Origin of the sequence: Paenibacillus mucilaginosus 3016 (assembly GCF_000250655.1) — a bacterium.
Lineage (GTDB): Bacteria > Bacillota > Bacilli > Paenibacillales > NBRC-103111 > Paenibacillus_G > Paenibacillus_G mucilaginosus.
Map to the genome: position 1 here is coordinate 8,188,578 of NC_016935.1, position 23,441 is coordinate 8,212,018.

The 23,441-nt window shown below is 60.3% G+C and carries 22 protein-coding genes; 7 read left to right on the forward strand and 15 right to left on the reverse strand.

Going from position 1 to position 23,441, the window contains the following annotated elements; translation table 11 throughout:
* Positions 1 to 107 precede the first annotated feature (107 nt).
* Positions 108 to 1,502 carry a hydroxysqualene dehydroxylase gene (locus tag PM3016_RS34085; protein WP_238540393.1) on the forward strand — a complete coding sequence of 465 codons (1,395 nt, stop codon included), beginning with the start codon at positions 108 to 110 and terminating at the stop codon, positions 1,500 to 1,502.
* A gap of 133 nt (positions 1,503 to 1,635) precedes the next feature.
* Here PM3016_RS34085 and bacA read toward each other — a convergent pair whose 3' ends face one another.
* Entirely contained in the window at positions 1,636 to 2,433 is a 798-nt protein-coding gene (gene bacA, locus PM3016_RS34090) for an undecaprenyl-diphosphate phosphatase (RefSeq protein WP_013921063.1), read from the reverse strand.
* Between the two features lie 264 nt (positions 2,434 to 2,697).
* On the reverse strand, positions 2,698 to 3,645 hold the full coding sequence (corA, locus tag PM3016_RS34095; protein ID WP_013921064.1) for a magnesium/cobalt transporter CorA: 948 nt from the start codon (positions 3,643 to 3,645) through the stop codon (positions 2,698 to 2,700).
* Between the two features lie 158 nt (positions 3,646 to 3,803).
* On the opposite strand from corA, the gene PM3016_RS34100 reads away from it, so the two are divergent.
* The gene (locus tag PM3016_RS34100) at positions 3,804 to 4,139 is read left to right on the forward strand and encodes a L,D-transpeptidase (RefSeq protein ID WP_013921065.1); all 336 of its coding nucleotides are present in this window, start codon (positions 3,804 to 3,806) and stop codon (positions 4,137 to 4,139) included.
* A gap of 69 nt (positions 4,140 to 4,208) precedes the next feature.
* Here the strand turns inward: PM3016_RS34100 and PM3016_RS34105 are convergent, their stop codons facing one another.
* The 4 genes from PM3016_RS34105 to PM3016_RS34120 all read right to left on the reverse strand — a co-directional run bounded on the left by PM3016_RS34105 (position 4,209) and on the right by PM3016_RS34120 (position 6,197).
* On the reverse strand, positions 4,209 to 4,871 hold the full coding sequence (locus tag PM3016_RS34105; RefSeq protein WP_013921066.1) for a TetR/AcrR family transcriptional regulator: 663 nt from the start codon (positions 4,869 to 4,871) through the stop codon (positions 4,209 to 4,211).
* Positions 4,872 to 5,040: 169 nt separating this feature from the next.
* Entirely contained in the window at positions 5,041 to 5,319 is a 279-nt protein-coding gene (locus tag PM3016_RS34110; protein WP_013921067.1) for a DUF1294 domain-containing protein, read from the reverse strand.
* A 27-nt stretch (positions 5,320 to 5,346) separates the two neighbouring features.
* Positions 5,347 to 5,781 carry a hypothetical protein gene (locus PM3016_RS34115; RefSeq protein ID WP_013921068.1) on the reverse strand — a complete coding sequence of 145 codons (435 nt, stop codon included), beginning with the start codon at positions 5,779 to 5,781 and terminating at the stop codon, positions 5,347 to 5,349.
* Between the two features lie 212 nt (positions 5,782 to 5,993).
* Positions 5,994 to 6,197, reverse strand: coding sequence for a hypothetical protein (locus tag PM3016_RS34120; protein ID WP_013921069.1), 204 nt, complete (start codon positions 6,195 to 6,197; stop codon positions 5,994 to 5,996).
* Positions 6,198 to 6,407: 210 nt separating this feature from the next.
* On the opposite strand from PM3016_RS34120, the gene PM3016_RS34125 reads away from it, so the two are divergent.
* Both PM3016_RS34125 and PM3016_RS34130 read left to right on the forward strand, forming a co-directional pair.
* The gene (locus tag PM3016_RS34125) at positions 6,408 to 7,409 is read left to right on the forward strand and encodes a YihY/virulence factor BrkB family protein (RefSeq protein ID WP_013921070.1); all 1,002 of its coding nucleotides are present in this window, start codon (positions 6,408 to 6,410) and stop codon (positions 7,407 to 7,409) included.
* A 306-nt stretch (positions 7,410 to 7,715) separates the two neighbouring features.
* Positions 7,716 to 8,384, forward strand: coding sequence for a GGDEF domain-containing protein (locus PM3016_RS34130; RefSeq protein ID WP_236628592.1), 669 nt, complete (start codon positions 7,716 to 7,718; stop codon positions 8,382 to 8,384).
* 107 nt (positions 8,385 to 8,491) lie between these two features.
* Here the strand turns inward: PM3016_RS34130 and PM3016_RS34135 are convergent, their stop codons facing one another.
* Positions 8,492 to 9,919 (reverse strand): sensor histidine kinase, encoded by a 1,428-nt coding sequence (locus PM3016_RS34135; RefSeq protein ID WP_238540394.1) that lies wholly within the window; start codon positions 9,917 to 9,919, stop codon positions 8,492 to 8,494.
* Positions 9,909 to 10,583 carry a response regulator transcription factor gene (locus PM3016_RS34140; protein WP_013921073.1) on the reverse strand — a complete coding sequence of 225 codons (675 nt, stop codon included), beginning with the start codon at positions 10,581 to 10,583 and terminating at the stop codon, positions 9,909 to 9,911. The genes PM3016_RS34135 and PM3016_RS34140 overlap by 11 nt, the downstream gene beginning before the upstream one ends.
* A gap of 189 nt (positions 10,584 to 10,772) precedes the next feature.
* Between PM3016_RS34140 and PM3016_RS34145 the strand changes: the two genes are divergently transcribed.
* Complete coding sequence (locus PM3016_RS34145; RefSeq protein WP_013921074.1) at positions 10,773 to 11,522, forward strand: hypothetical protein; 750 nt, start codon at positions 10,773 to 10,775, stop codon at positions 11,520 to 11,522.
* Positions 11,523 to 11,857: 335 nt separating this feature from the next.
* Here PM3016_RS34145 and PM3016_RS34150 read toward each other — a convergent pair whose 3' ends face one another.
* Both PM3016_RS34150 and PM3016_RS34155 read right to left on the reverse strand, forming a co-directional pair.
* A complete protein-coding gene (locus tag PM3016_RS34150; RefSeq protein ID WP_014372522.1) occupies positions 11,858 to 12,520 on the reverse strand; it encodes a PspA/IM30 family protein in 663 nt (220 codons plus the stop codon).
* Between the two features lies 1 nt (position 12,521).
* Positions 12,522 to 12,926 (reverse strand): hypothetical protein, encoded by a 405-nt coding sequence (locus PM3016_RS34155; protein ID WP_014372523.1) that lies wholly within the window; start codon positions 12,924 to 12,926, stop codon positions 12,522 to 12,524.
* Positions 12,927 to 13,285: 359 nt separating this feature from the next.
* Here PM3016_RS34155 and PM3016_RS34160 point away from each other — a divergent pair, with 359 nt between their 5' ends.
* Complete coding sequence (locus PM3016_RS34160; RefSeq protein ID WP_238540395.1) at positions 13,286 to 15,577, forward strand: AraC family transcriptional regulator; 2,292 nt, start codon at positions 13,286 to 13,288, stop codon at positions 15,575 to 15,577.
* Between the two features lie 138 nt (positions 15,578 to 15,715).
* Here the strand turns inward: PM3016_RS34160 and PM3016_RS34165 are convergent, their stop codons facing one another.
* From PM3016_RS34165 to PM3016_RS34180, 4 genes are all read right to left on the reverse strand, one after another.
* Complete coding sequence (locus tag PM3016_RS34165) at positions 15,716 to 17,305, reverse strand: extracellular solute-binding protein (RefSeq protein ID WP_014372525.1); 1,590 nt, start codon at positions 17,303 to 17,305, stop codon at positions 15,716 to 15,718.
* Between the two features lie 91 nt (positions 17,306 to 17,396).
* Positions 17,397 to 18,290, reverse strand: coding sequence for a carbohydrate ABC transporter permease (locus PM3016_RS34170; protein ID WP_041617627.1), 894 nt, complete (start codon positions 18,288 to 18,290; stop codon positions 17,397 to 17,399).
* A 21-nt stretch (positions 18,291 to 18,311) separates the two neighbouring features.
* On the reverse strand, positions 18,312 to 19,325 hold the full coding sequence (locus tag PM3016_RS34175; RefSeq protein WP_013921080.1) for an ABC transporter permease: 1,014 nt from the start codon (positions 19,323 to 19,325) through the stop codon (positions 18,312 to 18,314).
* Positions 19,326 to 19,715: 390 nt separating this feature from the next.
* Positions 19,716 to 21,158 (reverse strand): family 43 glycosylhydrolase, encoded by a 1,443-nt coding sequence (locus PM3016_RS34180; RefSeq protein ID WP_014372526.1) that lies wholly within the window; start codon positions 21,156 to 21,158, stop codon positions 19,716 to 19,718.
* A 382-nt stretch (positions 21,159 to 21,540) separates the two neighbouring features.
* On the opposite strand from PM3016_RS34180, the gene PM3016_RS34185 reads away from it, so the two are divergent.
* Positions 21,541 to 21,864 carry a hypothetical protein gene (locus tag PM3016_RS34185; protein WP_013921082.1) on the forward strand — a complete coding sequence of 108 codons (324 nt, stop codon included), beginning with the start codon at positions 21,541 to 21,543 and terminating at the stop codon, positions 21,862 to 21,864.
* A gap of 146 nt (positions 21,865 to 22,010) precedes the next feature.
* Here PM3016_RS34185 and PM3016_RS34190 read toward each other — a convergent pair whose 3' ends face one another.
* Positions 22,011 to 23,435 carry an aldehyde dehydrogenase family protein gene (locus tag PM3016_RS34190; protein WP_013921083.1) on the reverse strand — a complete coding sequence of 475 codons (1,425 nt, stop codon included), beginning with the start codon at positions 23,433 to 23,435 and terminating at the stop codon, positions 22,011 to 22,013.
* Between the last annotated feature and the right edge of the window lie 6 nt (positions 23,436 to 23,441).

Sequence of the window (23,441 nt, forward strand, 5' to 3'; positions counted from 1 at the left end):
TTCAATGAGGTTCCTTTTCCTCCTCCCTCACGGCCTGACGGATTGATGGGCACCTATCCCGGGTAATGAGCACTAATTCAATTGGGAGAGTCAAAGGGGTGTTAGTGGTGACGAGTAATCAGGATGTCATTGTTGTGGGGTCCGGCCTTGCCGGTCTTGCCTGCGCATTCGAGCTGGCGGATCAGGGCCGGCGGGTGCTCGTGCTCGAGGCGGGAGCCGTCGCCGGAGGAAGAACCTCCAACTGGAAACAGGGCAGCGAGCCGCAGAGCCATCACTTCCCGCCCCGGCCATCCCCGAGCGGCATGCTGGTGGAGTCCGGGTTCCACAAGTTCCTCGGCTTCTATGAGGATCTGCCGAAGCTTCTGAGGCGCGCCGGGATCGATCTGGACGAGATGCTGACGTGGGAGAAAACCATGGAAATCCGGATTCCTGATGGGAAAACCGCCGGAGAATTCGGCATCGCTCCGGTCAAAGCGCCGCTGAAGACGATCGGCGGGCTGCTCGGCAATAACGACATTCTCTCCTATGCCGAGAAGCTCTCGCTGCTGCCGTTTCTCGCTGCGGGCTTCAAGGATCACGCTGCTAATCCGGAGGAGCTCGATCGCTGCAGCGTCAAGGAATATGCCGAGCGCCACGGGGTCCATCCGGATGCGCTCAGCCATCTGCTCGAGCCTCTGACGGGAGGCATCCTGTTCCTGCCGCCCGAGCGCTTCTCGGCTCTGGTCTTCTTCAGTCTGTTCGCCCCCGCCGCCGCGAAGGTCCTCAAGATGCAGATCGGCGGCTTCAACGGCGGGATGCGGGATGTGATGGTCGAGCCGCTGATCGAGGCGATCCGTGACCGCGGCGGCGAGGTTCGCCTGAACTCTCCTGTACGCGGGCTGCTCCGGGACGGCGAGGCCGTGCGCGGGGTACGCCTGGACAGCGGGGACCTGCGGGCCGGCCATGTCGTGGTCGCGGCGGATCTCGGCTCGGCCCAGCGCCTGCTGCGGCCCGAGTTCGGCACAGCCCCCCAGTGGCAGCCGTTCTTCGCCCTGCAGACGATGCCGCATATTACCCTGCAGCTGGAGCTGACCGAACCGCTGCTGCCGGAGGACCGGACCGAGTTCGGGCCGGGGACGATCTGGGGCAGCTTCACGGAGCAGTCCCGCACGACCTTCCGGCATGTGCCGGGGCGGGTCTCGGCGATCCTCACCCCCTCCGACGAGCTCATGGCTCTGACCGACGAAGAGATCTTCGAGCGGGCATGTCTGGATGCCGTGCGGCTCGGCCTGGAGCTGCGCCCGAAAGTCACCGAGTACCGGGTCATCCGCAGCCGGGATCTCTTCTACTCGGTGCAGCCCGGCAACGACCGGCACCGGCCGGAACAGCGGACTGGGGTGCCAGGGCTGACCCTTGCCGGCGATTACATCCGGCAGTCCATGTACACGACCATGGAGGGAGCGGTGAGATCAGGCCTACTGGCGGCGGAAGCCGTCATCGAGGCGCTTCAGACTCAGGCCTAAGGGCCGAGGCACTCGAAAGCCGGCCAGCTTATCTTAACGGCACCTTTATTGGATTCAGCGCTTCCTCCCACAAATCAAAAACACCGCAGGCGCCAAGTGCCCTGCGGTGTTCGGTCATGCATGCGAATCCGGATTACAGATACAAAATAACAAAGAAAATAGCGGCAAGAGCAAAGCGGTAGTAAGCGAAATAGCTCAGTTTCAGCTTCTTGATGGCGTTAAGGAAGGTGACGATCGCCAGCATCCCGACGATGAAGGAAGCGGCCAGACCGATCAGGAACAGGGGGAGGTCAGCCATGGTGAGAAATTCGCGGCTCTTGTACAGGTCGTACCCCGATGCGGCGAACATCATCGGCACGGATACGATAAACGTAAACTCGGCTGCCGCCTTCTGGCTCGTACCGAGCAGCATGCCGCCGGACATCGTGGAGCCCGAACGCGAGAAGCCGGGCCACAAGGCCAGACACTGGAACAGGCCGATGCCGAGCGCCTGCTTGTATGTAATGTCATCCATTGTCTCGGAAGTGACGCGCACCCGTGCTTTTTCGGCCACAATCATAAGCACCCCGCCTGCCACGAGACTGTAAAGCACCGGGTTCGGACCGAACAGAAATTCCTTGATCTGGTCGCGGAACAAAAGTCCGATCACCACGGCCGGAATCATGGCCAGGGCCACATGCACCGCATTGATGCCCGGACGCTTCATGAAACCCGGACGGACATCCAGGAAGCCGAGGAACCGGCGCCAATACAGCACGAGCACCGCAAGCACGGCCCCCAGCTGCACAACGACCTCGAACGTCTTCGCCCTGTCGCCTTCGAAGCCGAGCAGATGCGCGGTCAGAATCATGTGACCGGTGGAGGAGACCGGCAGGAACTCGGTCAAGCCCTCCACGATACCCATAATGATCGCATTCAAAATGTCACTCAACAGCTGCACTCTCCCATCCGTATCTCTATTTTTCTATACAGTAAGTTCTCTCCCGCCACAGGCGCGCAGGGAAAGAGACGCCGGACCGTCAGGCCGGCCTGCGGCGTCTCCTAGATTATAGCTTATTTGGGCACGGGCTTGAAAGCTTACTTTGGACAGACCTCCCGGCCTCCTCCGCAAAGCCCCGGGCAGTAAACGTCTCTTCTTCCAAATCTTCTGCCAGTCTAAGACGGCCGGAGGGCTTGTATGCCCGGTCTTCGGCCCTCACTCGAACCAGCCTTTGCGGCGAAACCACAGGAACATGCCGAAGCCCAGCCCAAACATCACCCCAAGCACCGCATAGTAGGCCCCGTGCCAGGACAGCTCCGGCATATACTCAAAGTTCATGCCATAGATGCCCGCAATGAAGGTGAGCGGCATGAAGATCGTGGTGATCACCGTGAGCGTCTTCATGATCGTGTTCATCCGGTTGGCGTTCACCGAGATGTAATGGTCCCGCATATCGGCTGTCACCTCACGGTTCGAGTCGATCATCTCCGAGAGTTTCAGCAGGTGATCATAGACATCGGTAAAATAGTACATCTGCTCCCGGATCCCCTCGATCCGGTCCGAGTTGATCACCCGGTAGAGCAGGTCGCGCATCGGTACAATGGTCCTGCGCAGCTTCAGCAGGCGGGAGCGGATCTCGAACACTTCGTCCATCAGCATCTGCACCGACCGTTTGCGCGGTCTCGTCTCAATACCGAGCAGCTGGTCCTCCAGCTCATGAATGGCAGGGAAGTATTGATCCACTAATTTATCCATGACAGAGTATGCCGCGTAAAGATGGCCTTTCTTCCAATTGTCCTTCCGCTGGATTCTCGCCCACGCCTCATCAAGCTCCTTCAGCGCCTCCTTGTGGAAGGTCACGACGAAGTTCGGTCCGATGAACATGTCCACCTCCCGGACGGCCAGCTTCAGCGGGTCCAGCGAATGCATAATCATGAAGTGTACTTCCTCGTAATGGTCGAGCTTCGGCCGCTGCAGGAGATAGAAACAATCCTCCACGGCCAGCGGATGAAAGTGAAAATGCCGATCGAGCAGCATCGCTTCTTCTTCCGTCGGCGAGTTAAAGTCGACCCAGTACCAGAGCAGGCCGGGACTTCCCAGCTCCCCCAGGGAGATCGACGGCAGAAACTGCCGGTTGGTCGTTACAGCGCAGATGCGCAGCATGCGGAATCACCCGATTTCTGGATTTCATTTGGTTTGCTGACCGTTCCTATGCCCTGCCAGTATACCGCATCATCTCCCTCTTTTGGAAAAAGGGGCCCCGCGCGAAGCCTCCGCATACGATAAAGCAGGTCGAAACTAAAGAGGGAGGCGAGCCGTTCATGGCTTACCGGATTATCGTGGACCTGTCGGACCGCAAGCTGCATCTGCTCGAGGGCAACATTGTCCGCAATACGTATCCCATCGCGGTCGGCGCCATGCTGACGCAGTCCCCTCAGGGGGAATACAAGATCATCAACAAGGCCCCGAATCCCGGCGGTCCTTACGGGACCTACTGGATGGGCCTCTCCAAGCCCCATTACGGCATCCACGGTACGAATAACCCGTCCTCTATCGGCAAGGCGGTCTCCCATGGATGCATCCGGATGTTCAACTGGGACGTGAACGCCTTGGCCGCGAAGGTGTCCATCGGCACGCGCGTCACCATCCGGCAATAAGCGCCCTTGGAGCGAGGGCAGCGCCTCGGCGGAGGAAACAGCGGTGACCGGACTTCGAACGCGCTTCGATTACCCGGCGCTCTCTCCGGTCCGGCGCACCATGCCGTGCAGCAGAATATTCACGATCAGGGCGGCCCGTTCCGAGGCCGTCTTCTCCCGAAGCTCCTGCTCCCCTTCCCCCGCCTCTCTCTCCAGGTCCGTGTTCAGCATGGACCGGCTGATGCTCAGGAGCAGAAAAGCCGACGAGAAGGGATCGGCCCCGCCTTCCTCCCGGCTCTTCAGCCGGCCTTCCCGCTGCCCTTCCCCGAAGAGGGCGGCCAGCGGTCCGACAAAGCCCTGCCGGAACCACTCATGCACGGACGCACGCGAAGCCTCATCGAGTTCGTGCCGCATATCGTGGAACATCACGTTCATATTCGGCGGTGCATGGAGCAGCAGATAGGCGGCGGCCCGGCGAAGCCGCTCTTCCAGCGGTTCCCCGCTCTGCCGGATCCGCTCCAGTGCCTCGCCGTTCTTCGCAAGAATCTCCCGGATCACCTCCAGGTAGAGCTCCTGCTTATCGGCAAAATGGTGATACAGCGCCGGCTGCGTCAGCCCGCAGGCATCTGCGATCACCCGGGTCGATACCGCCCGGTATCCGAGCTCCATGAACAGCCGGTGGGCTGTCGCCACAATCCGTTTGCGCGTCTCCAGCAGATCCTCCGGAGCGGTTTCCTTTCGTCTGCGGGCCATGCGTATCCCTCCGGTCTTCGGCTAGTTCTTTTACGTTGAAATATAACTTCGCGTGGTACCCCTGTCAAGAATGCCTCCGTCCGCTTCACCCCCTCCTTTAACGAAGGAGCCGCCAAGATAAAGAAAAAAGCGCCCGCACCTGCGGACGCTTTTCCCCGTTCCCTGCTTCCTATCCGGCCCGGACCAGATCGAATAGATACAGTCCTGCCAGCACTTGAACCGCCAGAATCGCCGGAATGCCCACGACGAAGCTCCGGTGCTGGGTCTTGTGCCGGAAGGAACGCATCGCGATCCAGACTCCGAGCGCACCTCCCGCCGCCGCAATCAGGAACAGCCGCTTCTCCGGCACCCTCCGCCGTCCGCCCTTGCGGGCCCGCGACTTGTCGGAGCCCATCAGCCCGAAGCCGACCAGATTGATGACGGCGAGATAGGCGAACACCACGATCAACGCGCTCCACCTCCAAGCCACTACTGCTTACGAAATCTTGCCGATCTTCACCGCGGAATTGAAATACCGCAAAAAATCGATGAGGCCTTTCATCTTCATCATGTAATCCTCGAAGGAACCGCCGCGTGCCGCCATGGCCTTCTCCAGCTCCCAAGCATGCTTGTAGAGCTTCTCGAGCACAGCCTCCTCCGTTGACGGCTTATGCAGGTCCGTGCCGTGGGAGAGCTCGAACTCTTCAATCACCTGGCCGAGATAGTACGGAAAAATGTTGATCGTATTCCCCGGGTTCGGAGAAGGCTCAATGTAAGCAAGCCCGGTATATTCATAGGGTACGATCAGCAGATTCGTCACCATATCCGGCAGCTTCACCGTATAGGCGAGGCCCTGGTGCAGCGGAATCAGGTTAGGGTAGTTGTTGAACTCCCCGCGCTTCATCCGTTGAAAAAAACTTTCTAAGAACATCTGTTGTCACCCCGTTCTACGCTGCCGATTTCCTTCGTTCCTGCCTCTTATCCTATCATGTTTGGCCTATGGCGGAAAAGCACGGCGGGCAGCTGCCCCGCGTGCCGTTCTGCGCGCGCCTTATTCTATATATCGGCTGGCTCCTCCGGTTCCTGAAGCCGTCATCCGCAGCTGCAGAGATATCGGGCCGGCCGTCACGTCACCGCCTGCGCCTAAAACTCGGAGAGCATCCGGTCGAGCCGGGCGTTAAACTCCTCCTTGGTGATCATCTCCACCCGTTCGGCGCGGCTGTGGTGTCGTTCGGCGTAACGGCGAAGGTCCATGGCCTCCGCCAGGTCACCCTCCATCAGAACACTTCGTATATGAATGTCATCGTCCGTGTGGACAATCAGAACATATTCGGATTCGATCTGCATCTCTTCCTGCCTCCCTGCTCCTTCTGTGCTCCACCGGAGCCAAGAGGTGATTAACCGCGAAGGACGCCCCTGAACCGGATTCCCGGGTGGTAAATCATTCCCTGCGCCATCTGCCTTCCCCCTGCAGCCGTCCCATTTGATTCAGGGCTTGTTCCCTCCGGGTAAATACTTGGTAACTTGAATCAGGCCACCTGAGAGGAGGAATCTCCGATGAAAGCCGTACATAAAGGCCGCAAGCCCAGCAGGGGTCCATTCAGCGGCTATTCCCATAACGGCGAGCACCGGGAAGCCCCGGGAACGGGGGCGGGCAAGCCTGTACACAAGATGAAGCTGCGGCTCTTCGCCGAAAACCTGTACTGCCGGTTTCAGGACGATGAGGTCCCGGCCATGGGCGCACAGCTCACTTATTACCTCATCCTGTCCTTCTTCCCCTTCCTGATCTTCGTGATCGCCGTCCTCAGCTTCACGGATTTTACGGCCAAAGACGCCATAGACAGCATCTCCCAGGTACTGCCGGACCTCTCGACGCAAACCATCCGGGAGGCCTTCTCCGAAATTCAGAAATCCCAGAGCGGCTCCCTGCTCTCGATCGGTCTGCTGGCCACTCTCTGGTCGGCCTCCAACGGGGTCAGCGCCGTCATCAAATCGCTGAATAAAGCGTATGACGTGGAAGAAGACCGTCCGTTCTGGAAGGTGAAGCTGATCTCGATCGCCTTCACGCTCGTGCTCGCCGTCGTGATTGTGTTCGCCTTCGTCATGCTGGTGTTCGGCCGGCTGATCGGCGAGACGATCTACAAGTTTGTGCACCTGCCGGGGTCCTTCGATGTGATCTGGGGGGTCGCCCAGTACGCCATTCCGCTCGCGACGATGATCGTCGTCTTCATGCTCCTCTACAGCTATGTGCCGAATCTGCGGCTTACCTTCAAGGAAGTGCTGCCGGGCGCCATCTTCGCCACCGTCGGCTGGGTCGTCACCTCGCTGCTCTTCTCCTTCTACGTCAACAACTTCGGGAACTACACGAAGACGTACGGGAGTATCGGAGGCATCATCGTCCTGCTGACCTGGCTCTACCTGTCGAGCATCATCATTATTCTCGGCGGTGAGATCAACGCCACGCTGCACTTTGACCGCAACGGAAAACAAAAGGCGGCCTGCAAGAAATTCGCGTTGTCCCTGCCCATCGGGAAGAAGAAGGACAAGGTCTCATCCTGAGACAAGAACCGGGGCTTCGATCCGTAACCGGCTCCCCTCCTTTGGGGGAGGCCGGTTTTTTGGTGCGAGCTAAAAGGCTTTGGAAGCTGCGGGAGGCTCTCTCCATCCAGCCTTTTTCCAGTCACTACCGGATTCTGATACGGATAAGCCGGGCAGAATGGGCGCATACCGTAATGGTGCAATATAGATATAAATTCTTATATTTGAAAAAAACCACCGGACCCTTGGGCGTAAACATTAGCCGCTGACAGCCTTATCATGCTACAATGAAGATATGCATATAGGACTTTAGAACTAACCCAAAGGGTGATTACCTTGAAATACTTCGGCAGACTGACAACAACCGGTATCGTTCTCCTCGTCCATACTTCTTATATTATCTACTACTATTTCCGTGACGGTACGGTCGACCCCGCGGACCTGCTCGGGTATCCCCTGTTCGTGTTCCTGTCCTGGTGGGCCGGACTGCAGTATGACCGGGCCAAGTACTACAGCGAGAAGGATACGCTGACCCAGCTCTATAACCGGCGCTTCGTCACCGAATCGTACGGCCGGATGGCGGCCCTTGCGCAGCGGAACGGGGCCAGGCTGTACCTGATGGTGATCGACTGCGACAACTTCAAGGAGATCAACGACAAGTACAGCCACCATACCGGGGACCAGGTGCTGCAGGCGATCAGCCGCCTTCTCGTCCGCCATACGCGGCAGAGCGATATCACCGCCCGTTGGGGAGGCGACGAGTTTGTCGTGATCGGCCAGTACAAAGACGAAGAGGGGCTGCAGGCGATGCTCAGACGGCTGGAGGCCGAATGCGCCCGGCTGTCCGGTGAGCTGGGCGTGCCTGTCACCGTCTCGATCGGCTCGTCCTTGTACCCTGACGATTCGGCGGATCTGTTCGAGCTGATTCAGACAGCGGACCGCCGCATGTATCAGGCCAAGGCGGCCAAGAAAAGTTCCCTTCATCTGGTTCCTTGAACGAATAAAGCCGGCCCGTACGCTCATCCGCGCCGGGCCGGCTTCTTTGAATTGATGCATCAGCGCGGCGCGGCTGCTTATCAACCGCGCTTTCCGCTTACGGGACGTCACATTTCCCTTGCCGCGGGCAGCCTGACGTTGAAGGCGCTGCCTCTTCCCGGGGCGCTCTCCACGGCAATCGATCCGCCATGTGCATCCACAATCCACTTCGCGATGGCAAGCCCGAGGCCGTGGCCGCCCTGCTGCCGGTTCCTCGCCTTGTCGGCCCGGTAGAAGCGGTCGAAGATCCGGAGCCGGTCCTCCGGCGCTATGCCGATGCCGGTATCCTGCACCTCCAGAACCAGCCGGCGGGCCGCTTCGCTGCCTTCCGCCCGAAGGCTCAGGCGGACCTCTCCGCCCTCCGGCGTGTACTTCACCGCGTTGTCGAGCAGGATGTAGAGCAGCTGCTTGAGCCGCTCGGCATCCCCTACTATCTGCAGGGAGCCGGAGAAAGCGGCCTCCAACCGGATGCCCTTCGCCGCGGCGAGTCCCTGCATCGACTCCGCGGCGCTCCGGGCATACGGCTCCAGGTCGAAGAGCTCCCGCTGCAGCCGGTACTCCGGCATGTCGGAGCGGGCGAGCGTGAGCAGGTCGCCGACCAGACGGCTCATCCGCTTCACCTCTTCCTTCATGCCCGAGAGGAGCTTGCGCGAGAACGGGTCGGTCTCCTCCGTCTGCTCCATCTCCAGCGCGTCGATGGACGACAGCATGACGCTGAGCGGGGTCCGCAGCTCATGGGAAGCATCGGCGACGAACTCCCGCTGCTTCGTATAGGAGGCCTGGATCGGGACCATCGCCCGCCGCGACATCCGGTGACTGATATACAGCGCCACCCCGAAGAAGAGCAGGCCCAGTCCCGCCAGCAGGTACCTCAGCCAGGAGAACAGCACGTAGTGGTAGGACACGTTCTTGCCGATGTAGAGGGTGCCGAACTGCTGCCCGCCCGCCTGGATCGGCCGTTCCGCCACCAGGAGCCGGAGCTCCATCGGCTGGTCCTGATCCATGCCGCGCTTGTAGCCCCTCGGCGGACGGCGGCCCTCCCCGCCCATGCGGTCCCCGGAATAGCGAAGCGACTCCTGGTACATGCCCGCGAAGCCGATGCCGCCCCGGTTCACCAGCGAGAGCAGCTCAGGCCGCATGCGGCGGTCCGCCTCCTGCCCGTAGAGCAGCTCCCCGGACGGGCTGACGATGTAGTGGAAGAGCCCGTCCTCCGCACCGGACAGCACACCTTCGGCCTCGAGGGTCCGGGCGTCGAACCGCCCATACGTTCCGAGATACTTCACAATCGCCTGGAGCTCCTGATCCGCGAGGGCGTTCGTCTCCCGCTCCTGGTCCTTCCAGATCATGTAGTGGAGGATCGAGTAGAAGATCAGGATGAAGACCCCGAGGAACAGCATCAGCACGCCGCTGTACACGAGCGTAAGCCGGCGCTGGGTGCGCCCGAACATATCCTCTCCCCTGAACCGCTCCAGCAGACTTTTCCATCTAGTCTTCAAGCTTGTATCCCACCCCGCGTACGCTCTGCACCAGTTCCTGTCCGCCGAGCGGCTCCAGCTTCTTGCGCAGCAGCTTCACTGTGGCGTCGACGGTCTTCGCCGACACCTCCGCATCGTATCCCCAGATCCGGTCCAGCAGCACCTCCCTCGACAGCACCTGCCCTTTGTTGCACGCGAGCAGATCCAGCAGCTGGAATTCCCGCGGCGTCAGCTGGATCGTCTCCTCCCCCAGCTGGACCGTACAGCCTGTCCGGTTCAGCAGAATCCCGCCGATGGTCACCGTCTCTTCCTTGAGCGGCGCATAATTGCGCCGGGAGAGCGCACGCAGGCGGGCCAGCAGCTCATCGATCTCGAACGGCTTCACGAGGTAGTCGTCCGCCCCCGCATCGAGCCCCTCAATCCGGTCCTGCAGCGCATCCTTGGCTGTCAGCATAAGCACCGCGCCCGTGTAGCCGGAGCGGCGCAGCCTGCGGCATGCCTCCACCCCGTCGCCACCGGGCATCATCCAATCGAGTATCACAATATCGTAATGGGCCGCCTTCGCATAATCGTAGGCATCTTCACCCGTCATGACCCAATCCACGCGGTATCCCGCTTTCTTCTTCAGCATGTGTGCGACGAGTTCACCGAGCCGGTCATCGTCTTCCGCAAGCAGAATGTTCATAGCTCCGAGTCCTCCTTCTTTTCCTCTCCCGAGCTTACCGCTTCCGGGTGAAATTCAGGTGAAAACCGTCTGATGCCGTTACGCTGATTTCACCGTTTTTTCACTATCGTTCCCTATACTAAAGCATGGGACGCCCGGATGCCAGAGCGGAAGGGCTCGCCCCAGACTAAGCTTGGAGGGATTCTACTAATGAACAAGAAAATGCTGCCTCTGACCATTGCCATCGGCCTGATGGCCATCGCCGGAACGGCTTATGCCCAAACCACGACTTCGACGACGGGAACCGATACCTCATCTGCACAGACCCAGACCCAGAGCGCACCTGCCGCTTCGGCGGACCGCATCTCCGGCCTGAAGGGCAAGGGCGGGTTCGGCAAGGGAACGTCCTGGAACAACACCGAGCTGCTGAGCCTGCTCGGACTGGATGCGGACGGGCTCAAGACCGAGCTGCAGGCCGGCAAGTCCTTGTCGGAGATCGCCGCGGCCAAGGGTGTAACCGACCAGGCGGTGATCGACCTGCTCGTGAAGCAGGAAACCGCCCGCCTCGACCAGGCCGTGACCGACGGCAAACTGACGCAGGCCCAGGCCGACGAGCGCAAGGCGCAGCTGAGCACCCAGATCGCGGAGAAGATCAAGCAGCAGGGCGCAGGCTTCGACAAGGGCCGCGGCGGCAAGGGCGGACGCGGCGGCTTCCACGGCATGAGCGAAGCGGCCGGCGTGCTCGGCATGACCGAGCAGGAAGTGCTGGACGGCCTGAAGGCCGGCAAGTCGCTGAGCGAGATCGCGGCCGAGAAGGGCGTGGACAAGCAGAAGCTGATCGACGCTCTGCTCCAGAAGGAAGAAGAGCGGATCAAGACGTTCGTCGACCATAAGCGTACGGCGCCGGCAGCAAGCCCTTCGACAGGCACGTCAAGCAGCACGGCCGCACCCCAAGCGTAATCCGAATATGTACGATACCAATTGATCAATGCGAGGTCCGTCCGTCGCCCAAGGGTGCCGGGTCGGGCCTCTTTGTGCGTCTGAATCGGCCGTTCCAGGGAAGACAGACAGCCTGGCTGCAGAAGCCGTCAGGGGTGAGCGCAATGCCCGTCGCCGTCAGAATGATCTCGTGACGGCCGTGACATCGACCAGCCAGCGCAGATCGGTGCCGCCGACTCTTCCTTGTATAACGCGCTCATCGTCCGGTATCTCATCGTTTGACCGGAACAGAGCAGCGATTCCATAGCAAAAAGCCGGCGATAGTTCTCATCGCCGGCCCCGCATTCCTGCTGGGCTTATCCCTGCGAGCGGGCAGCCTTCAGCTTCTTCAATTCTTCCTGCACGTCCGCCGCAAGACCTGCGTTCACAGGAGCGCCTCCGCCGAACACGCCCTGCACGTGGCGGGCCGCAGATGCCTGTGCTTCACTGCGCCAGATCCCCGCTTCGATCCGGGCCAGTCCGCCTGCGATCTTGTTCGTATCGAAGGAGCGCAGCGCCGCATTCGCGTTCTGGATCGCCTGCGCGGCGTTCGCCCGCGAAGTCAGGAAGAGCAGCTTGTCCTGAAGCACCGCATGCAGATCCTTCAGCTTCGTCAGCTCTTCGTTCAGCACCGCCGTCTGGCCGGCGAGGAGCTCCTTTTGATCCAGGTACGTCTGAAGGCGCTGCTGCTGCACGAGCTTCTCCTGCAGGGCCAGTGCCGCAATGCCGTCCTCGCCCTGATCGACCGCCAATTCCGCCTGGCGCGTACGCTTCGCAACGGCCTTCTGCGCTTCGGCAATCAGTCCATCCACCTGGCGCTCGGCCACAAGCTGGTTGGCGTAAGCCTGCTGCGCCTGAACCGCCGCTTCTTCCACCTCGCGGATGTACTGCTTCACCATGCTGACCGGATTCTCGAGACCGTCGAGGAAATCGTTCACGTCAGCCACCGCAATGTTCTTGATTCTTCCGAAGATACCCATGTTATTTGTCCTCCTTGCGAGTTTGTTGTTGTTCCCATTGATCCAGTACGATGCCTGCATCCGGCTGTCTTACATCCACATAGGACGTATAAGCGGTCGTGGAGCCGGCTGCGGGTACGGCCGCCGTCTTGTTCTTGCGGTTCCGGTAGCGGATGAACGCCCAGCCGGCAAGGCCGACGAAAGCGATCAGCAGCAGCACCTCCGCCCAGATGGGCAGATGCCCCATGGAGTGAACCCCGCCGCGCGGGCGGCTTCCCCAAGCCTGCATCGCCATCTCCCGGTGGCGTCCGCCTCCGGCCATCCCCCGAACCACGGGGCCGTGGAAGATCAGCTTCTGCAGCAGCTCCCAGCCCAGGATTGCGACACCTGCGGTCAGAATCCAGCTTCCTACTTTTTTCTTCTTCATGCGGTTCACCTCTCCTCAGCATTCTTGATGATGCGTTGTGTGATCAAGTGACGGGTTATTTCCTACAAGAACAAGAGTACCGCAGCATGGTGAAATTCCGGTGAAAGAGAAGAGGCTTATCCTTCCATCCCCACAAAAAGAAAAACCGTCCCCTAAGCAAGAGGCAGTTCATCATAAAGTTCACACTCCTTGCGATTGTTCACAGGCCCGGCTGCCTGCCGGTTCATCAAAGTTTCTTCCGGATACTGTAAGAAATGGCGCCGCAGGATTATAATGGATGCACGCCTCTGCCCCGGACGGCTCCGGAGAACGCGGATCGATCCGGGCCGCACGGAGAGAAGTACAGAAAGATCAGAACCATGGGGGGATCCATTGTGACGGGACGGCACCTGTTCAAGACCTACGAGAACCGGAAGCTTTACAGCATGCTTCTGCTCAGCACCACGTTATGCATTGCGGCTACGCTGCTGCTCTCTTCCTATATCTTTTATGCCAATTCGGTGCGCATCGGCTTGAACCAGGTCTACCAGTCGGACCTCGGCAGCCTGACGCAGACGAGCAAGGTCGTGGTAGGCATGACGCAGAGCGCCCAATCGCTCTCCTTCCAGATGTACCGCAATACGACGATCTCGAAGCTGATGTTTTATGAAAACCCTTCCATCTATGACGTTACGGCAGCCACCGGCGAACTGGCCGGGTACCTGAGTTCGATGCCGTTCATCGAATCGATCTACGTCTATAACGCCAAGTCGGGGCTCCTGCACATCGCCTCGAATCAGGGGCAGAGCGGCACCTTCACCAAGGAGGAGCTCGCGGACACCGGGATCGTGGAGATCCTGGGCCGCTTCCAGGATTACAAACCCTTCACCCCGATTCCCCGCCGTTACAGCGTGCAGCAGGGAGACAGCAGGACGATCGGTGTGTATACGTATCTCTGCTATGAAGCGATCGGAACGGGAACGAACATGGACTCCGCCGTCATCGTCAATATCTCCGCTTCCTGGATCAACAAGGATCTGGGCCAGGGAGATACCGGGGCGGCGGGCATCTCCTACATCCTCGACGACCGGGGCCGGCTGTTGACCGGCGACGGCCTTCTGGCCGGCGTTCCTGCGGGGCAGGCTCCGGAGCTGCAGGCGGTGCTCGACCACGATATCCGGGGACAGGAGTCCGGTTATTTCGTGAAGGAGGTGGACGGGACGAAGAGCCTCGTGTCATACACCTCCCCGGACCCCCTGGGATGGCAGTATATCCGGATCACCCCGTACAAGCAGATCACCGGCAAAATCAGCGCCGTCCGCACCACCAGCATCAGCATCGCCGGAGGGATCCTTGCGGCCGGCCTGCTCATCTCGTGGCTCCTCTCGCGGTTCCTGTACAGGCCGTTCCATGCCATGGCGAGCAAAGTCAGCACGCTGGAGAGCGAGAAGCGCAACGCCTTGTATCCGCTGAAGCAGGCGCTCCTGCGTTCGCTGGTTCAAGGCACCCAGCCGCTCCGGACGGAGGCGCATTGGAACAAGCTGAAGGAAGCCGGCATCACCGTCGATTTCCGCCGGGACTACCGGCTCGTCCTTCTGCGGATCGACGGCTTCGAGGCGTTCCGGGAGATGCACGGGGACGACCTGACAGTGTATCAGTTCGCCGTCATGAACATCGCCTCCGAGATCGCCTCGCCGGCCTTCCGCACGGAGACGGTCGATCTCGCCGAGAACGGCGTGCTGCTGATTCTCGGAGCCCCTGAAGTTGGAGAGTCTCCGGAGGCCTCCCTGCCGGACCCGGGCATGCTGCTGCCGGAGATCCGCCGCTCCGTGCTTGACTACCTGAAGCTCAGCGTGTCGATCACCTGCAGCCCGGCGGCCTGCGGCCCTGAGGCGCTGCATCCTCTCTACCGGCAGGTGAAGGAAGCGGCGCTGCACCGCTTCTTCCTCGGGCCCGGCTGCCTTATTGCCTCGGAAGAGGTGCTGCAGCGCAAGACTGCCGATTACCTCTTCCCCGTCGACAAGGAGCGCCGGATGACCGAAGCGCTGATGGCCGGAAAGACGGAAGAAGCGAAGGGCCTGCTCGCCGAGATGCTGCAGGAGACCGCCGCCTATCCGTTCGGAGCGCTTCAGCTTGCCGCCTCCCGCCTGACGGCCACTATCGGCACCGTCGTGACGGCAGTCCAGAAGAACGGCCATCTGGAGCTCGGCCGGGGGCTGGAGGCGTATGTGCCGTCCCTCCACGGCTTCGAATCGCTGCAGGAGCTGCAGGGAGCCTTCTTCTCCTTCTTCGAGGAGCTGCGCAGCCGGCAGGCCGAGAAGCGGAGTCTGAAGCAGGAGGACCTCGTCCGCCGGGTCAACGACATGATCGACCGGGAGTATGGCGACCCGAACCTGTGCCTGAACAAGATCGCCGACAGCCTGGGGCTCTCCTCCATCCATCTCTCCCGGGTCTACAAGCAACTGACCCTCCTGGCCATCGTCGATGTGATCAACACGACCCGCCTAGAGCAGGCCAAGCGCCTGCTGCAGGAGACCGACCTGCCGGTAGCCGAGATCGCGGAGCGGATCGGCTATACCTCCTCTTCGTACCTGTACCGGATGTTCAAAAAGAACTTCGGCGTCACCCCGACCGACTTCCGCAAGGCGCAGCTGCAGGCAGGTGAACGCTAGACCAGAAGCCTCATCCCTGCGCGGTAACAAGAACGGCCGCCCGCACTTCCCGTGCGGGCGGCCGCTGTATTGTCACCTTCTGCTCCCGTTGGCCGGCTGACCTGCCGGGCCTTACAGGGAGCTTTTAGCCTGAAAGATCTACTTGATCCCCTTGTCCTTCACATACTGCGCCCACTGTTTCTTGTACTCCCCCTGCACCTTGTCGAGACCCGCCTGCTTCGCCTTCTCCAGGAAGGTTTTCAGCCCGGTCTCCACGTCCGGCAGAAGACCAGCCTGGAGCGGATACAGGTACTGCTTCGTCACCTGCTCAAGCGCCGCTTTCTCCGCCTGGTAGCTCGTGTAATCCTCGGCGAACCCGGTGAAGATGTCCGGCTTTTGGATTTTGTCCAGCTCGCTGAAGATCTTCTTGACGTTGTCGTAGCCCTTGTCGAACAGCATGTACTCGGGGTTGCGCCACGCCCACCCGTTCATCGCCTCCCGGCCGAAGCCGTTGGAGTTCTTGTCGCCGACCATCTTGTAGTACCCGTTCTCCACCGTGTAGTTCTTGCCTTCGATGCCGTACTGGGTCAGGAGGTTGTACTGCTTGTCGGTCACGAGCTTCTCATAGAACGCCAGCGCCCGCTCCGCATTCTTGCTGCTCTTCGGGATGGCGAAGCCGTTGTGGATCGGATGCACGGGCGTCGCGAACCCCCGGGAGAGCGGGAACGGGTAGTACTCCAGCTTCCAGTCCGGATGGGTCGAGGCGATCTTGATCACCGAATCGTTGAAGCGCGTCGGGTTGTCGCCGAAGATGCTGGCCGCCTTGCCGCTCGTCAGCTGATCCGTCAGCGTGTCCTTGTTGTTCAGCACGTTCTTCGGGAAAAAGCCCTTATCCATCCACCGCTTCATCGTCTGCAGCTCCTCCAGATGCTCCGGGGAGCCCCAGTAGGAGTAAGCCTCGCCCGGCTGGCTGTACTTGATGCCGATGCCGTAAGGCAGCGGACCTCCCACAGGGTCACGCGTCAGCTCCCGGAACGGGTCGGACAGCGAGCTGACCGGGTTCGAAGTCGACGCCAGCGGCAGCATATCCGGCTCATTCTTCTTGATGCCGTCGAGGTAGGCTTCATACGTCTCGATCGACGTCGGCTTCGGCAGGTTGTACTTGGCCCGCAGATCTTCGCGGTACACGAAGCCGTTGGTCACATACTCCTTGTAGGTGGCGGGAACGGTGTAGATTTTGCCGTCGATCTTCACCGCCTCCCACATGTCCTTCGGCACGAACCCGTTCAGCTTCGGAGCGGCCTTCGGCAGGAGCTCGTCGAGCGGCTGGAACGCCCCCTTCTTCGCATACGACTGGTACTGCGTCCAGTCCGCGGTGAAGATCAGATCTACCTGCTGGCCGGAGGAGAGGAGCAGCTTGTATTTCTGGTCCCAGTCCGTCCAGGACGTATAGTTGAACTTCACCGTGGCGTTGAGATCCTTCTCCGCCAGCTTGTTGATCTCCGCCTGGATGACCGGCAGGTCCTTCGGCGCATCGCCGAGCATGTAGAACTGCAGTTCGACCTTCTTGGAGGTATCGAGCCCGCTGCCCGTCCCTCCCGAACCGGAAGCGGGAGCGGACGCCTCCTTCGCGCCTCCCGTCCCTGCCGGCTTACCGGCGTTGTCCGTCCCTCCGCTGCAGCCGGCAAGAGCCGAGACGGCCAGCGCCGCCGAGAGTACCGTGAACCCCAGTTTTTTCTTTTGTGCCATATCGAAACAGCCTCCCCAGAACATTGTGTAATTTTTAATTAGGTAAGAAGATAGTAACCCGGAAGCATAATCCCCGATGCTCGGATGACCTTTACCCTTTGACCGCACCGACTGTCAGCCCTTTGACGAAATACCGCTGCACGAACGGGTACAGGAACAGGATCGGTCCCGTTACGATGATGGCCATCGCCATCTTGGTGGATTCCGTCGGCATATCCTGCCCGAGCGACACCCCGGTGCCCGCCCCCATCTGGGCGATGAACTGCATCGCATTCACGATATTGTAGAGATAGAACTGCAGCTGGTACTTGCTCTGGTCGTTGATGAACAGCGAGGAGCCGAACCAGTCGTTCCAATAATGCAGTGCCAGGAACAGGCCCACGGTAGCAATGCCCGGCATGGAGAGCTGCAGCACAATGCGCGAGTAGATCGTGAAGTCGCCCGCCCCGTCGATCTTCGCCGATTCGAACAACTCCTCGGGCACCGCCGAGCGGATGAAGGTTTTCATCAGAATGATCAGGAACGGCGTCATCAGCCCCGGAAAAATCAGCGCCGTATACGTATCGGTGAGCTGCAGGTACTTGGTCATCATAATGTACCAGGGCACAAGGCCGCCGCCGAACAGGGTCGTAAAGTAAATGTAGAACGAGAACACGTTGCGGTATTTGAAATCCTTGCGCTGCAGCACATAGCCCGCCATCGTCATCAGGAACAGGCCGAGCGCCGTACCGGTGACCGTGGTGAAGATCGTGACGCCGTAAGCCTTCAACACCTGCTCCGGAAAGCGGAATACCGTCTTGTAGCCCTCCAGCGAGAAGTCCAGCGGCAGCAGATGGTAGCCGCTGCGGATGATCGATTCATTCTGCGTGAAGGAGGCCGAGAGGATGAGCAGGAACGGGAAGAGGCAGGCCAGCGCTGCGGCGGTAATGAACAGATAAGCGGCCGCCTGAAAGAGCGGCGTGTACTTGTCGTCTCGAATGCGCATGGGGTCCATCGTTCTCCTTCCTCAGAATAAGGCGTACTCGTCGTTGATCCGCCGGATGACGGCATTCACGCTGAGTATCAGAATGAAGCCGAACAGCGATTGGTACAGCCCGGCTGCCGTGGCCATGCCGACATCGAAGGTGACCTTGAGCGAACGGTACACATACGTATCCAGAATATCCGTGGCGTTGTACAGCACCCCGTTGTTGCCGACGAGCTGGTAGAACAGATCGAACTGGCCCTTCATGATGCTGCCGATCGAGAACAGGAGCAGGACGATGAAGGTCGTCTTCAGCATCGGAATCGTGATGTGCCAGATCCGCTGGAAGATGTTCGCCCCGTCGATCTTCGCCGCCTCATAGTAGTCCTCGGGAATGCCGGTAATGGCCGCCAGATAGATGACCATGCTGTAGCCGAGGTTCTTCCACAGGTAGAACAGGATGATGAGCGGCACCCACATCCAGGGTGTGTTGTACACATCCACGGGGTCCAGGCCGAAGCCCTTCAGCATCGTATTGAGGAAACCGCTCTCATAGTTAAACACATTGTACACAATGACGCTCAGAATGACGAAGGAGATGAAATACGGCAGGAACAGAATCGACTGGGCCGCCTTCTTGAACCACCGGCCCTTCACCTCACTGAGCAGGACCGCGCTGAGAATCGCCAGCCCATTGCCCAGCACAATGAAGGCCAGGTTATAGCCCAGCGTGTTCAAGGTCAGCTTCGCGAGGACGCCGGAGGTCCAGAGAAACTTGAAATTCTCGAGCCCGACGAACGGGGCGTCGAACAGCCCCGTGCCGAAGTCGAAGCGTGTGAAGGCGTAGTAGACCCCCACCATCGGGATGTACGAGTTAATGAAGAAAAAAATCAGCGTCGGCAGCAGCATGAGGAACAGGATCCGGTTGGTCACCAGCTCATGGACTATGCCTCTCTTCTTCCTGGTTCGGCTTACCGCCTCTCCTCTGCCGCGCGGCTGCGGGCCTGTCCGGAGTCCCGGGCCCATGCTCCCGGCAGCATTCGTATGGGAATCCATGCAGCTCCCCTCCTTTCCTGAAAATGCAAATTTGGTATTCGCCTGATCGGCTCGTATGGCTTTAGTATAGGCAAAGGGGTGACGCTGACGAAAGTGAAGCATCGGGATCCAGGTGAACCATGCTGAGGAAGGCCGCATGAACAAACCGGACGACGGTGAACAATGTGAATTTGCGGCTCTGCGGTGCGGGCTGAGAGGCTTGATACCTATGAAAAAAGCTGATCTTCCGCGGATAAATATCCGTGAGATCAGCTTCTTTGCCGCGGGCCTTTTGGCGTTACCCGTCCTTGAGGTAAACGGATGCCGGTTTTCCAACAGCCGATTACAAAGACTATAGTCGAGAAAAGGGATGGCCGTTTGCGCCATCCCTCATCACCAGCCGATATTCGGTTAAGGCCCGAGCAGCTTCACTTCATATAAGGTGGGGGTGTACCAGTTGTTCGGGTTATTCCACAGCACCGCATTCACCAGAACGATCCGCACATAACGGGCGTTGAAGTTCACCGCATCCGTCGTGAAGCCGTACGTCTTGTTCGACGTCCGGTCAATCGTCGTATAATTCGCCCCGTCCGTGCTGTACTCGATCTTGTACTGGTGGTACGCCTCGGAGCCTTTGTACATGAACCAGGAGATATCGACCTCGCGGATCGTCTTCACCGCCCCCAGATCCACCTGCCATGTCGACGGCCAAGCGGCCGAAGCGGCCTTCCATTCGCTCTGATAATTGCCGTCATTCGCCCGGGATGCCGCATAGCCCGATGCGGCCGAGCCGGCGGTGGCCGGTTTGCCGAGGGCGTGATTGGTCATCGCCGGAGCGGCCACCACTCCCGTCGCCGCATCGATGGACCAGGAGCTCTGCCAGTCCATGGACGCGGTCCCCGCCGCCCCGTTCAGCGTCAGCGGCAGCCATACGTAGCGCGAATCGCCTAGCTGGCCCGGGTTCCAGCGGTCGCCCATGTAGATGTAGGAGGCTGCCGAGCTGCCCTGCACAGGCAGAATGAACGTCGACTGGGAGTAGAAGGTCGATGTGTTGCCGAGAGGCGCCAGGGCGGACCAAGGTCCCGCCATGGACGAGGCGGTCGCGTACATCGCCTGGTTCGGATACCAGCCCGAAGCCCCCGAGGTGATCAGGAAGTATTTGCCCCCCTGCTTCGCGACGGCCGGGGCTTCCCGATGCCCGTTCTGGAATACCCAGCCTTGGAACGAAGCCACATTCAGATAGTCGCTCGTCAGCTTGAACGAAGCCAGCGAATCGTTCGCCCCGCCGCCGGAGTTCGAAGCGGAGAGGAGGTAGGCGCTTCCGTCGTCATCCTTGAACACCGTCATATCCCTTGATTCATAACCAAGCGGGCGGAAGCTGCCGTGGTACGTATATTTGCCGCAGACCGAAGAGGAAGAAGCGACCGCCACCCGGCCGAGCGAATAATCCGCCGCATTCTCATAATGCATCCACATCACATATTTGCCCGTCGACTCGTTGTAGATCACCTTCGGCCGCTCCACCTTCGAGCTGGCGAGCTCGGCGTGGGAGCTTGGCTGCAGAGGGTAGCTCACCCACTTCCAGTTCTTGAGATCGGTCGACGAATAACACACGACATTCTTGAAGGTGGCGGAATTATGGATCTTGTCCTCTCCGATCCAATAATACGTGGAGCCGACCTTGATCACCCCGCCGCCGTGCGCCTGAACCGTCCCCCCTGTCGTATCGTACCAGACCGGGCCGCTGTTGATCGTCACCGACGCCGCAGCGGCGGGCTGCGGAACAAGTGTGACCAAGAGAGCCAAGCATAAAGACCACACCAAGAGAACCAACCGGAACCTTCGAATCACCATGCTACACCAAGCCTCCTTTAGGATGAGTAACGTAATTTGCCCCGGCCGAAGCCCTGGCGGAAGCTGCCGGAACACCTTGCGGAATCCTACTGCTGTCACCTCCCTGCCCGTAGTACCCTTATCGTAAGCGCATTCAATTCCTCCCGCCAGTGAACAATTCTGCTCCTCGTGAACAATGTGATCAAGATCGGATCAAGATCGTGAGCCTAATGGGCGGATGCTCCCCGGAGCGCCTTCCGTTCAGATCCTGAGCTGGGCATACAGAATACCAGGAGGACAACTCCTCCGATCAATCTCGAAGGAGGGGGTTCCTCCAGACTCGACAAGCCCACCCGCTCTGCTCTACACTGATAGCAACTGACTCTGCCCGAGGTGATGAACGATGGCAGGCGAGCCGCTGGACGAACCGATCCGGCCCCATGGATTTCTGCGCTTCCTGATTATTCTGCTTCCCTGTCTCCTGCTCCGCTTCGGACTCGGGGAGATCCGGGGGAGCTTCTACTTCTTCATCGTACTGTACTTCCCTATGATCAACTGGGGCGTCTACTGGACGATGGGCTCCGTCCGCGTGCTCCTTAACCGCCTGTTCGGCTCGGAGCGAATCCGGATCGCGAAGCTCCGCAAGTTCTACAAGTGGTACCTCAATGCTCCCGGGGCGCTGGTGCTCTCGGAGCTGGTCTACCAGGCCTATCTGTTCAACCGCTGAGAAGCCCGGCAGCGGATAAGACGATACCCAAAGACGCCCCTTCCGAATAAGAAGAGGCGTCTTTGGGTTTGACTTTGATACCATTAGTGCATGACGACCGGGGTTAGACCCTCCGGGCAAAAACGCATGCCGGCGGCATCCCGCTGCTACAGCTTAATCGAGATAAACTTGAGCTCGGTCAGCTCTTCGACCGCGTACTTGATGCCCTCGCGGCCGAAGCCGCTCTCCTTGACGCCGCCGTACGGCATGTTGTCAACGCGGAACGTCGGGATGTCGTTAATGATCACGCCGCCGACTTCCAGTTCCTCCGCAGCCCGCATCGCGGTATGGATGTTCGACGAGTAGATCCCCGCCTGCAGTCCGTAGCGCGAGCGGTTGACCGCGGCGATCGCCTCGGAGACGTCCGTGAAGGACGAGAGCGTGACGACCGGACCGAACACCTCCTGGCACGAGACGGATGACGTCTCGGCCGCGTTCGCCAGCACGGTCGGCGGGAAGACCGCCGTGGAGACCGCCCGGCCTCCCGTGAGCACAATCGCGCCTTCGGACACCGCCGCATCGACCCAGGAGGCCATGCGCTCGACTTCCTTCTCGGCGATCAGTGCCGAGATATCGGTCGTCTCCTCGAGCGGGTCGCCCACGACAAGCTTCTCGGTAGCCTCGACGAAGCGGCGGGAGAACTCCTCGTACCGGCTCTCGTGCACATAGATCCGCTGGATCGAGATGCACACCTGGCCGTTGTAGGAGAACGCGCCGAGCACGCACCGGTCGATGAGCGCCTGCGTGATCTCGACCGTATCGTCGATGATCACCGCCGCATTCGACCCGAGCTCCAGCGTCACCCGCTTCAGGCCGGCCTTGTTCTTCATGGCGATGCCGACCTCCGGGCTGCCCGTGAAGGTGATCGCCGCAATGCGGCTGTCGCGCACGAGCTTCTCGCCGACCACCGAGCCCTTGCCCGGGATCACGTTCAGCGCGCCCGCCGGCAGGCCGGCTTCGTGCAGAATGCCGGCAAGGGCCAGGGCGCTCAGCGGCGTCTGCCCGGCGGGCTTCAGCACGATCGTGTTGCCGGCGGCAATCGCCGGGCCGACCTTGTGCGCGACGAGGTTGAACGGGAAGTTGAACGGGGTGATCGCCCCGACCACCCCGATCGGCCGGCGCACCGTGAACGCGAGGCGCCCTTCCCCGCCCGGGGCCGCGTCCACCGGCACGGTCTCGCCGTGAATCCGCTTCGCCTCTTCCGCGGCGAACTTGTACGTCTGCACGGTGCGGCCGATCTCCGCCCGTCCGGCCTTCAGCGGCTTCGACGCCTCGTTCGCCAGCAGCCGCGCGAGCTCTTCCGCCCGCTGCTCCATGAGCGAAGCAGCCTTCTCCAGAATACGCGCCCGCTCATGTGCAGGCAGCGAGCGCATCACACTGCCGGCCGCCTGTGCGGCGGCGATGGCGTCTTCCACGTCGGCCTCGTCGGCCTGGCCGACTTCCGCAAGCAGTTCGCCGGTATGCGGCGAGCGCAGTTCGGTATAAGAGCGGGCTTCTTTCCACTGCCCGCCGATCCATAAATGTTGTTTCATTCGATA

Coding starts and splice junctions, on each gene's coding strand:
- corA (WP_013921064.1), bottom strand. CDS start 3,645: ATGCTGCGCATCTGCGCTGTAACGACCAACCGGCAGTTTCTGCCGTCG.
- PM3016_RS34100 (WP_013921065.1), top strand. CDS start 3,804: ATGGCTTACCGGATTATCGTGGACCTGTCGGACCGCAAGCTGCATCTG.
- PM3016_RS34105 (WP_013921066.1), bottom strand. CDS start 4,871: ATGGCCCGCAGACGAAAGGAAACCGCTCCGGAGGATCTGCTGGAGACG.
- PM3016_RS34115 (WP_013921068.1), bottom strand. CDS start 5,781: ATGTTCTTAGAAAGTTTTTTTCAACGGATGAAGCGCGGGGAGTTCAAC.
- PM3016_RS34120 (WP_013921069.1), bottom strand. CDS start 6,197: ATGCAGATCGAATCCGAATATGTTCTGATTGTCCACACGGACGATGAC.
- PM3016_RS34125 (WP_013921070.1), top strand. CDS start 6,408: ATGAAAGCCGTACATAAAGGCCGCAAGCCCAGCAGGGGTCCATTCAGC.
- PM3016_RS34140 (WP_013921073.1), bottom strand. CDS start 10,583: ATGAACATTCTGCTTGCGGAAGACGATGACCGGCTCGGTGAACTCGTC.
- PM3016_RS34145 (WP_013921074.1), top strand. CDS start 10,773: ATGAACAAGAAAATGCTGCCTCTGACCATTGCCATCGGCCTGATGGCC.
- PM3016_RS34150 (WP_014372522.1), bottom strand. CDS start 12,520: ATGGGTATCTTCGGAAGAATCAAGAACATTGCGGTGGCTGACGTGAAC.
- PM3016_RS34155 (WP_014372523.1), bottom strand. CDS start 12,926: ATGAAGAAGAAAAAAGTAGGAAGCTGGATTCTGACCGCAGGTGTCGCA.
- PM3016_RS34160 (WP_238540395.1), top strand. CDS start 13,286: ATGGGGGGATCCATTGTGACGGGACGGCACCTGTTCAAGACCTACGAG.
- PM3016_RS34165 (WP_014372525.1), bottom strand. CDS start 17,305: ATGGCACAAAAGAAAAAACTGGGGTTCACGGTACTCTCGGCGGCGCTG.
- PM3016_RS34170 (WP_041617627.1), bottom strand. CDS start 18,290: ATGCGCATTCGAGACGACAAGTACACGCCGCTCTTTCAGGCGGCCGCT.
- PM3016_RS34175 (WP_013921080.1), bottom strand. CDS start 19,325: ATGGATTCCCATACGAATGCTGCCGGGAGCATGGGCCCGGGACTCCGG.
- PM3016_RS34180 (WP_014372526.1), bottom strand. CDS start 21,158: ATGGTGATTCGAAGGTTCCGGTTGGTTCTCTTGGTGTGGTCTTTATGC.
- PM3016_RS34185 (WP_013921082.1), top strand. CDS start 21,541: ATGGCAGGCGAGCCGCTGGACGAACCGATCCGGCCCCATGGATTTCTG.
- PM3016_RS34190 (WP_013921083.1), bottom strand. CDS start 23,435: ATGAAACAACATTTATGGATCGGCGGGCAGTGGAAAGAAGCCCGCTCT.